Source organism: Nostoc sp. (genome assembly GCF_036917155.1).
Taxonomy (GTDB): Bacteria; Cyanobacteriota; Cyanobacteriia; order Cyanobacteriales; family Nostocaceae; genus Nostoc.
Window position 1 is genome coordinate 1 of the sequence record NZ_JBALDZ010000172.1, and the last position, 10730, is coordinate 10730.

At 42.3% G+C, this 10730-nt stretch carries 6 protein-coding genes; 4 read left to right on the forward strand and 2 right to left on the reverse strand.

Annotated features, from left to right (window positions below; genetic code table 11):
- The first annotated feature begins 189 nt into the window (after window positions 1-189).
- Window positions 190-5244 carry a PAS domain S-box protein gene (locus V7K67_RS23030; RefSeq protein WP_335168556.1) on the forward strand — a complete coding sequence of 1685 codons (5055 nt, stop codon included), beginning with the start codon at window positions 190-192 and terminating at the stop codon, window positions 5242-5244.
- Window positions 5245-5795: 551 nt separating this feature from the next.
- Window positions 5796-6071, forward strand: a complete 276-nt coding sequence (locus V7K67_RS23035; protein ID WP_334733193.1) for a hypothetical protein — start codon at window positions 5796-5798, stop codon at window positions 6069-6071.
- Between the two features lie 12 nt (window positions 6072-6083).
- Here the strand turns inward: V7K67_RS23035 and V7K67_RS23040 are convergent, their stop codons facing one another.
- Window positions 6084-6779, reverse strand: a complete 696-nt coding sequence (locus V7K67_RS23040; RefSeq protein ID WP_334733192.1) for a DUF1345 domain-containing protein — start codon at window positions 6777-6779, stop codon at window positions 6084-6086.
- A 743-nt stretch (window positions 6780-7522) separates the two neighbouring features.
- Between V7K67_RS23040 and V7K67_RS23045 the strand changes: the two genes are divergently transcribed.
- Both V7K67_RS23045 and sfsA read left to right on the forward strand, forming a co-directional pair.
- Window positions 7523-8671: an alanine--glyoxylate aminotransferase family protein gene (locus tag V7K67_RS23045; RefSeq protein WP_335168558.1), complete on the forward strand. Its 1149-nt coding sequence runs from the start codon at window positions 7523-7525 to the stop codon at window positions 8669-8671.
- 147 nt (window positions 8672-8818) lie between these two features.
- On the forward strand, window positions 8819-9544 hold the full coding sequence (sfsA, locus tag V7K67_RS23050; RefSeq protein WP_334710515.1) for a DNA/RNA nuclease SfsA: 726 nt from the start codon (window positions 8819-8821) through the stop codon (window positions 9542-9544).
- A 187-nt stretch (window positions 9545-9731) separates the two neighbouring features.
- Here the strand turns inward: sfsA and V7K67_RS23055 are convergent, their stop codons facing one another.
- Entirely contained in the window at window positions 9732-10133 is a 402-nt protein-coding gene (locus tag V7K67_RS23055) for a fasciclin domain-containing protein (protein ID WP_190875918.1), read from the reverse strand.
- Window positions 10134-10730: the final 597 nt, after the last annotated feature.

The following is a 10730-nucleotide window of genomic DNA, read 5'->3' on the forward strand; positions in this document are numbered from 1 at the left end:
AATAGAATGCCTGCTTTATCACAATATAGTTAACTCTCATGAAATCGAATGTTAGCAACTTTTATTCGCTACCCCGACTTATTGAGCCGATACTAAAAATCTATCTGTAGATAAGTTACTAAAACTTGCAAACTAGCTTAGGGTATATACAGCCTCTGCAATAAGTATTGGTTGTTCCAAGACATTTTCATGCCCCATATTCATTATCCCCAATTAGTGCGTTATAGCATTGTTGTATTAATCGTCACGCTTGCACTAGTGCTAATGCTGATGCTAGACCCCTGGTTAAGCATGAGTGGAACTCCTTTTTTGCTATTTTTTAGCGCTGTAATGGTGAGTGCCTGGTATGGTGGTTTGAAATCAGGGCTTTTAGCAACTTCCTTATCTGCGTTACTGAGCAATTACTTTTTCCTTCCCCCAGCTTATGAGCTAAGTTTTGACCTATCAAATTCTGTAAGAATTGGTTTATTTTCATTACAAGGATTGCTCTTTAGTATCATTTGTGAGGCATTAAAGACTGCTAAAAAACGGGCTGATGAAAATCTACAGAAGTTGAGAGTTAGTGAAGAGCGATTTCGATTGGCGTTAAGTAGTTCAGATATTGTGGTCTTTCAACAAGATCGCGATTTGCGATATCAGTGGATTCATAATCCTCAAGGTCTAGATACTGCTGAGGAAATGTTAGGTAAGTCTGATGATGAATTATTTCCAGCTATAGTAGCAGAGCAATTGAGGGCAATTAAGCTGAAGGTAATAGAGACTGGCGTTTCAGCCCGTGAAGAAGTTTATCTGACAGCTTGTGGAGAAGACCGTTATTATGATTTGCTAGTTGAACCGCTAAGGGATGTAGATAATAGCATTCAGGGTCTTACCTGTGCAGGTGTGAATATTACTGAACGCAAGCAAGTAGAACTAGAAAAAGCCAGGTTGCACCAAGAACTTCAGCAAGCTATTCAGCAAAAAGACGAATCTCTGGCGTTACTCAATGCTTGGCTTACTAGTTCACCAGTGGCGCTAGCTTTTCTCGATACTGAACTGCGCTACATTTATGCTAATGAAGCCCTGGCTGCTATAAACGGTGTACCGCAAAATCAACATATTGGCCGCACCTTTAGGGAAGTATTACCGGAATGGGTAGCGCAAATTGAGCCTGTTTTCGAGCAAGTGATGGAAACTAGGCAGCCCTTACTTAACCAGGAAGTGAGCGGTGAAACCTATCCGCCTGGGGTATATCGTTATGGTCTTGTCAGCTATTATCCGGTGTGTTTGCCGGATGGGCAGTTGTTGGGAGTGGGCATTAGTTCAATTGATATTACTCAACTCAAACAAACTGAGCAAGCATTACGCGAAAGCGAAGCGAAGTTTCGTAGCGTAGTTGAGTCTAACATGATTGGTATTGGCTTCTGGGATAGAGACGGTAGAATTACAGATGCTAACGATGCCTTGCTGAATATGGTGGGTTATACCCGTGAAGAATTAGTTTCTGGAAAAATTAATTGGCAAGACCTAACTCCTACAGAATACGCGCCACTTGATCAAGAAGCACTAAATCAATTTCAAGACAGTTTCTTTTGCACACCATATCAAAAAGAATATATTCGTAAAGACGGCTCACGCTTGCCAATTTTGGCAGGTGGTAGCCATTTTGAAGGGACTGTAGATCGAGGCGCTTTTTTTGTTCTCGATATTACAGAGCGCAAGCAGGCTGAGGAAAGACTGCGCTATATCGCCCAAATTAGTAGTTTACTCTCTACTTCACTAGATTATGAACAAACCTTAGAACAGATTGCCAAAATCTCAGTTCCCCAACTTGCTGATTGGTGTAGCGTTGATATTTTAAATGAAGATGGTTCCATTCGCCGCCTACCTATAGCTCATGCAGACCCATCAAAAGCGGAGTTGGCGCGTAAACTTCAAGAGTATGCAACAGATTACAAGGGTGCAAGTGCAATTACTAGAGTATTGCAAACTGGGCAAAGTGAATTAATCTCAGAGTTATCTGACTCGCTATTAGTCGCAAGTACTCAAAACCGGGAACACTTAGAACTTGTTCGGCAATTAGGTATGAAGTCTGTGATGATTGTGCCGTTAATCACACAAGGGCGAATACTTGGCACTATCAGCTTTGTCAGCGCTCAATCAGACCGCCGCTACGATCGCACTGACCTAACTTTAGCAACAGAGATTACCCATCGTGCAGCCTTAGCAGTAGAAAATTCCCGACTTTATCGAGATATCCACCAGGCTTTAGTTCATTATGCCGAATCTCTATCTCTTTTGGATGCTCTGCTCGAAGCTGCTCCTGTTGCCGTATGCTTTTTAGATCGCCAACTGCGATATATCCGAATTAATCAGGTTTTTGCTGACATTAACGGTTTGACTATCGAAGAACATCTAGGGCGCAAATTTAGGGAAGTGTTACCAGCGATGGCAGCTGGGTTTGAGCAACAGTTACAACGCGTGTTAGATACTGGAGAACCCTTGCTGAATGTAGAAATCAGCGGTGAGACAAGAGAGCAACCCGGACGTTACGGCTACTGGCTGGGTAACTATTACCCAGTCAACAATGCAATGGGTGAAACGGTAGGAATTGGAATTATTTTAGCAGACCTGACAGTAGCAAAGCTAACAGAAGTTGCCTTGCGGGAAAGTGAAGAAAGATTCCGCACCATCTTCAATCAGGCCACCGTAGGTATTACCCTACTTGCATTAGATGGACAATTTCTCCAGGTGAATCCGGCTTTTTGTGAGATTACTGGCTACAGTGTGGAAGAATTAATCGAGTTGAGTTTTCAAGACATTACTCACCCTGAGGACTTGGTAGTTGATCGGCTTTATGCTCGACAAGTATTAGCTAGAGAAATCAATGGTTATTCTTTAGAGAAACGCTACATTCATAAAGATGGTTCCCTAGTGTGGGTGAAGGTGACTGCATCAGCAGTTTGGGATGCTGAGGGTAAACCAATGTATGCTTTAGCGATTATCGAGGATATTAGCAATCGCAAACGAGTAGAAGCCACACAACAATTTTTATTAGAATCCAGCGCTTTACTAGCTGCTTCCTTAGATTATGAAGTCGTTTTGAAGAACGTCGCCCATCTAGCCGTTCCCACCCTAGCAGACTGGTGTGTTGTCGATATTTTTACGGAAGATCAGTCAGTTCAAAATCTGGAGATCGCTAGTGCTTACCCCATCAAAACCAAGATCATGGAGGAAATACAACGGCGTTATCCTAGAAATACCAAGCGAAGACGTTCAATTTTCTTCAGGTTAAAGGAAGGAAAATCCGTTTTTCATCCAGAATTTTCGGACTCGTTGATCGCAGGGTTCGCCGAAGATGAGGGACATCATCAGTTGCTGTCCAGTTTAGAGATTCGTTCTCTGATGCTAATTCCCCTCTACTCCCGTGGGCAATTATTCGGCTCAATATCTTTTACTACAGCCGATTCTGGGCGTTATTACGGAGAGGCAGATTTAGCTTTCGGAGAAGATATCGCCCGACGGGCAGCGACAGCCATTGACAACGCCAGACTTTATCAAGAAACTCAGCAAGCAAAACAAGCCGCTGAGAGGGCTGTCAATCGGATGATGCGGTTACAAAGAATTACCAGCGCCTTCTCAGAAGCATTAACTCCCCAAGAGGTAGCAGATGTGGTGGTGAATCAAGGCATCTCTGCCTTGGGTGCAACATCTGGTTCTGTTGTCTTACTTAATGAAGGCGCGAATACTCTGAAGATTGTACAAGCAATTGGTTATCCACAATCAGAGATAGACACTTGGGCAAGTTTTCTTTTAAATGCTCCAGTGCCACTAGCCGAAACAGTCAGGACTGGGCAATCTATCTTTTTGCCAAATCCAGCAGCCTTGATTACTCAATATCCTAGCTTGGAAAGTGCCCTCAGGATCACAGAGCATCAGGCGATCGCTAGCATTCCGTTGATAGTTCAGGGCAAAACAATTGGCGCACTAGGATTAAGCTTCACCACACAACAAGAGTTTAGTCAAGAAGATCGGGGGTTTATGTTAACTTTAGGACAACAATGTGGACAGGCGATCGCCCGCGCTCAACTTTACGAAGCCGAAAAGATTGCCAGGGCACAAGCTGAGACAGCCAACCGGATTAAGGATGAATTTCTCGCTGTCCTTTCCCATGAACTCCGAACTCCCTTGAATCCGATTTTAGGGTGGGCAAAGTTACTTAGAACCCGCAAGTTCGACGAAGCCACTAAAATCCGGGCATTGGAAACAATCGAGCGTAATGCCAAGTTACAAACCCAATTGATTGGAGATTTACTTGATGTTTCGCGGATTTTACAAGGTAAAGTTAGCTTAAATCTCTATGCAGTAGATTTGAAAGTAGCGATCGCAGCTGCCCTAGAAACGGTGCGTTTAGCAGCAGAAGCCAAATCAATTCAAATTCAAACAGTATTAAGTAATGATATCGGCAAAGTTCTCGGTGATAGCGATCGCTTGCAACAAGTGATGTGGAATCTCCTTTCCAATGCCGTGAAATTCACACCCACAGATGGACTTGTAGAAGTACATCTCAAACAAGTTGGGTTAGATGCCCAAATCCAGGTAATTGATACAGGTAAAGGAATCAGCCCGGAATTTTTGCCCTACGTCTTTGACTACTTCCGACAAGCAGATGCTAAAACAACCAGAGTCTTTGGTGGACTGGGATTGGGACTGGCAATTGTGCGCCATCTAGTAGAACTTCATGGTGGGACAGTTCAAGCAGAGAGTCTGGGAGAAGGACAAGGGGCTACCTTTACAGTCAGCCTACCTTTGCTGAAAAATTCTGAGTTGCGAGTCAGCAGTAGTGAGGCTTCTCAACTAGAACTCAGTAATGACGACACATTACTTGCTGGAGTGCAAATACTGCTTGTGGACGATCAAGCTGATGTGCGAGAGTTTTTTAGCTTTGTGCTGGAACAATATGGCGCGACGGTAACAGCAGTTGAATCAGCAGATGAAGCGTTGCAAACATTAGTGCTATCATTGCCAGATATCCTGTTAAGTGATATTGGAATGCCCTTAATGGATGGCTATATGTTGCTGCGCGAGGTGAGAAAATTACCACCAGAACAAGGCGGGCAAATTCCCGCGATCGCATTGACAGCTTATGCTGGAGAAATTAATTATAACCAAGCAATGGCAGCCGGATTTCAAAAACACTTACCTAAACCCGTCGATCCGGTAGATTTAGCTACAGCGATCGTTAATCTCATTGGGGACAATTAATTTGACTTTAGTCCGCCTCTCCGGACAATGCCAGTGTAGCCGCGTACTCCTGCACAGAAGCAAGCTACACGCAGTGTGCCGCAGGCAATTCTATTCGCCAGGTCTTAAGTTGACACCAATGGGCAGTACCGTGCCCCTACGGGTGTACCTTACTAGGTCTGGAAACGCTATATATATGTTTTATTTTGAATTTTGAATTTATTCATCTCTCTTCAGAAATTTGCCGTTTGACAATTGATGTTATAAATTAGTGCTCAGGTTTTAACAGAAATTTATTTACCAATGAAAACCCAACAGATCAGTTCAACGACACAAGAAAATAGACCCCCCAAGACAAAAAAACAGTCTTTTCCTGGCATGAATATTGGTACTCCTAAAGTACCATTCCGCAAATGCCAGAAAATATCACAACAGTATGAATTACTCAGTGATTGGAAACACGCAAGTTAATTTAGCAACTTCGATTTAGGTTTGTTGATGTTGTGATTGATTGGGGAATGATCAGGGCGGCAACACACGTTGGCATTGCCAGTTCATAGGAATCAGCCGTCATGTCTTCCTCCTCAAAAAAAATCATCGCTCGTAGCTTGATTCACCGTTTGCCATTGCGATCGCTCTTGATTGTTCCCTTTGTTGTGCAAATCTTTGCTGCTGTTGGGCTAACGGGATATATTTCCTTGCGGAATGGGCAGAAGGCAGTCAATGATGTTTCCAGTCAGTTACGTCAAGAGATGAGCGATCGCCTCAACCTGCAAGTCCTAAACTATTTGGAAAGACCTTATATTACTGGACAGCAGCGAGTTCTGTATCCGCATATTTTTGGCTGAGTCAAGCAATTTTTAAATCAGCGATGCAATGATATTAATACTCATCGCTAAAATAGTGGTATTGAAAAAGAAGGATAATATGCTGTGTAACAGAGTCAAGCGCCTCATATCGCGCGATTTCGTCTCCACATCTGAAACTTGGCTAGTCATACCAATTACAAAAGAATAATATAAAAATTCCCAGTAGTCTGGATAATCGTTATTAGGAAAATCTAAACCTCCGGTGATTTCTTCACTATGATTACGATTTACATATTTGTAATAGCTATGTGCATATTGCACTGCAAACATCGTATGTACTAGTAGCCAAGAACCGACAATGGTCATAATTGAAAGTATGACATGTAGGATAAGTAGAATTGTTGACAACCCTTTTTTATCAGTTAGTAAAAAACCAATGGCTAAAACACTGGCACAAGCCGCAGCAATCACCAGCATGAATATAGCCAAATGTCCTTCATATTCAGTCTCAGCATAACGGCGAATTTTTTCCGGGCTAGCCTTAATCATTTTCCACCAGGTTATGCCTAAGAAAAAGTCAACACCAGAGTTCCAAGCGCAAAGAATGCGAGTGGGTAAGTGTAGCCAATGGGGAAGGATTACTGAAACTAATACAGCGAGTCCGACAGCAATGATTAGTCGGGGTCGGGAGTCAAAGTTTTTAAATAAATTAAGTTTCACAAATATGGCGATCGCAGAGTTTAACAAATTCGTAATTTTCGGTGAAATACCACACCAAATTATTATATATAGGACTCGTATCTGATTTTTGAAAAAACCTGATATTGAGTAGAAATGAAAATTTTTGCAGGTAATTCATGGTAGTTACGTTTAATCTAGGAATAAAATAAACCCTTCCCCTCAGTAAATACACTAATTTCATTCAGGATGATTGAGAAATTTCGGGCATAGAAAGTACCTGAAATCTTTATAAAACAGGAGTCAGAATACAGAATGTGCTACGCCCCGCTGCGCTAACAGAATTCAGAATACTCTACCCATAAAGGGATAGAGTTTTCAGGCGAGAATATTTTAATTTTTTTCGCCCACCAGAGGCGAAAGCGCGTAGCGGGACGAAGTACGGTTTTAACCAATATTCATTAGACATCTCCAGAAATTAAATATGCGTTATCCAGAGTCCTTGTAGAGACGTAGCACTGCTACGTCTCTACATTCATTTTCACCAGATGTCTATTACCCACTCGTACAGAATTCATACTGAATTTTGACTCCTGAATTCTGAATTCTTCTTATAAAAAACTCAGTATACATCTATTCCTTTCGTTCATATATAGGAATTAAATCGGATTGCGTGAAAAACCTCAGTACACATCTATTCGCCTCTGTTCTGTTCCCAGTTAAGAGTTCTCTTCCTACGCAAGTAAGTAAGTTCAGGAATGAAATCGGATTCCTATATGATCCTGTAAGTATCGTCTAGGCGAAGACAGATTATGACGCAAACAATTTCAATTAACGATTCTGGGCGCTTGCAACTCACACCGCTAGAAATCCCATCCCGTCTACTGTTAGGACCTGGGCCATCCAATGCTCATCCCACAGTTCTCCAAGCGATGAATACCTCACCTGTTGGGCATCTTGACCCAACTTTTCTCGCACTCATGGATGAAATTCAGTCGTTGCTACGCTATGTATGGCAAACAGAAAACTCACTCACCATTGCAGTTAGCGGTACGGGAACAGCTGCAATGGAAGCAACCATCGCCAATGCTGTAGAACCCGATGATGTGGTTTTAATTGGTGTAACTGGTTACTTCGGTAATCGCCTTGTCGATATGGCTGGACGTTATGGTGCTGATGTGCGAACCATTACCAAACCTTGGGGACAAGTCTTCAACCTTGATGAACTGCAAACTGCCTTAAAAAATCATCGTCCAGCTATCTTAGCTCTAGTTCATGCTGAAACTTCCACCGGCGCACGTCAACCTTTGGAAGGGGTAGCTGATTTGTGTCGTGAATTTGGTACTTTGCTGCTGGTGGATACGGTGACAAGTTTGGGTGGTGTCCCCTTGTTTTTGGATGCTTGGGGAGTTGACTTAGCCTATAGTTGCAGTCAAAAAGGGTTGGGTTGCCCGCCAGGTGCTTCTCCCTTTACGATGAGTGCGCGTGCAGTTGAGAAATTGCAACAGCGCCAAACAAAGGTTGCAAACTGGTATTTGGATATGTCGTTACTGGGCAAGTATTGGGGCACTGAACGCACCTATCACCACACAGCACCCATTAATTTATACTATGCATTGCGGGAAGCATTACGCTTGCTGGCAGAAGAGGGATTAGCAAATTCCTGGCAGCGGCATCAAAAGAACGTAGAGTATCTCTGGGAAGGGTTGGAAAACTTAGGACTGAGTTTGCACGTTGAGCAAGAATATAGACTACCAACGTTGACCACTGTCCGCATTCCAGCCGGGGTAGATGGTAAAGCGATCGCACGACAGTTACTCAATGAACATAATATTGAAATTGGCGGTGGTCTTGGCGAACTCGCGGGTCTTGTTTGGCGCGTCGGCTTGATGGGCTTTAATAGTCGTAAAGAAAGTGTTGACCAACTTTTAGCAGCGCTGCGGCAGATTTTACCTAAGTAGCTTTTGTGTCATTAGGTGCGTTAACGGTAAGATAACGCACCGAAAAAGAGAGCGTAGGCATCGCGCTAATATTGTTTGAGAATTAAATGTCAGCCGAAACAATCGCTGCTATATCTATATATTTACTAGCAGCAACAAGGTTCCATAATGATAGATTGGCTTTACCGTTACCCACCTTTGTATTCTGGCATTCTACTCAAGCGTTACAAGCGGTTTTTTGCAGATGTTCAACTTACTTCTGGCGAGATAGTGACAGCACACTGTCCCAATACAGGGCCAATGACTGGAGTATCGACTCCCCAAAGTGCGGTACAGCTTTCCAAAAGTGATAATCTTAACCGCAAATTGGCTTACACTTTAGAATTAATTCAGGTACATGACAACGAGCCGACTTGGGTAGGCATAAATACGTTTTTGCCCAATCGGGTGGTAAAGCTAGCTTTGGCGAAACACCTTTTCCCAGAATTGGGCGATTATAGTCAAATTAAGGGCGAGGTAGTTTATGGACTAGACAAAAAAAGTCGAGTGGATTTTTTCTTGACGGGGAGTGATGAGGAACGCCCGATTTATTTAGAAGTAAAAAATACAACTTTGTCTGAAGGGAGATTAGCCCTATTTCCTGATACGGAGACTACAAGAGGGCAAAAGCACTTGCGAGAACTAATGGCGCTACTGCCTATAACTCGCGCAGTGATGCTTTACTTTATCAATCGCGGTGATTGTATCGAGTTCTCCCCTGGCGATCGCACAGATCCTATATATGGTAAATTATTACGGGATGCGATCGCTCTCGGTTTAGAAGTATTACCTTGCCGTTTTGATATTTCCCCCGAAGGTATCCGTTACTTAGGTTTGGCAAAACTAAAAATTTAATTACGCTGTGTTGTACTAGCAATTGCAACGTCTCTACATGCATGAAACAACAAATCCATCTAGATACTCTCTAGATGGATTTGTTGGTAGTTGGTATTTACTAAAAAACATCCAACCAGACTGTAATTAAGAAACGACTATAGGTAGTCGCCGCCCCAGAAATAGCATTCGTTATTCTGACGCTTGCTTATGCAGGAATCAAAACTGTGTCAATTACGTGGATGACACCGTTATCAGCAGCAACATCTGCTGTTGCAACTTTTGCATCATTGATCTTAACGCCATTAGAAGCGTCAATTTTGACATCTGAACCTTCAACTGTTTTAGCTGTCTTCAATTTAGCTACATCAGCAGCCAGTACTTTGCCTGAAACAACATGATAGGTCAAGATTTTCTTGAGCTTAGGAATATCTTTCAGTAATGCGTCTACTGTACCTGCTGGAAGCTTATTAAATGCTGCATCAGTGGGTGCAAAGACGGTGAATGGGCCATCACCTTTGAGTGTATCTACCAGACCCGCCGCTTCGATTGCTGCAACTAGTGTCTTGAAAGAACCATTGTTAGTGGCAGTGTCAATTATGTTGGCCATGTGTTTTACCTAGTTCTGTGTAACTTGTTACAAATCTAAACTGTTTTTTTGATAAAATCTATCTATCATTAGGCGTATGTTAAATCAATTTTTTTATTGATATCATAAAAGTTTATATATATTTTTATACAAATAAAGAATTATGTGTGCATTGTGTGGGCGAATTAGTTATAAGCACTTCTGGATGCGATCGCTGTTTAAGCTAAAACATATCTAATTTGCATCTCAAAATTTTCTCAATATCTTGTGGGGTGGGCAACATGAGCGCCCTGATTATGCAATTTGAATGCCGATTAGCTTACTAGTACATCACGGCGGAAATAGACCTACCATCCTAAATGGATAAAAAGCTTGCGGTATAAGTATTCTTTCTTTTTACTTTTTACTTTTGCCTTGTTGTACTAGCTACCAAAGCAGCACTTGTTTTACCAAAAAAGTTAGCTGCAACAATGATTAAAAGTATTTTGTTGGTATAGATATTTAGTAGCTATCTGTTAAAAGGCAACAGGGAACGGGCAACAGGCAACAGGGAAATCCCCATAATTAAAATCAGGGGATTTGTACAAGGACACATTGAAACATCGTGGCTGACGCCAT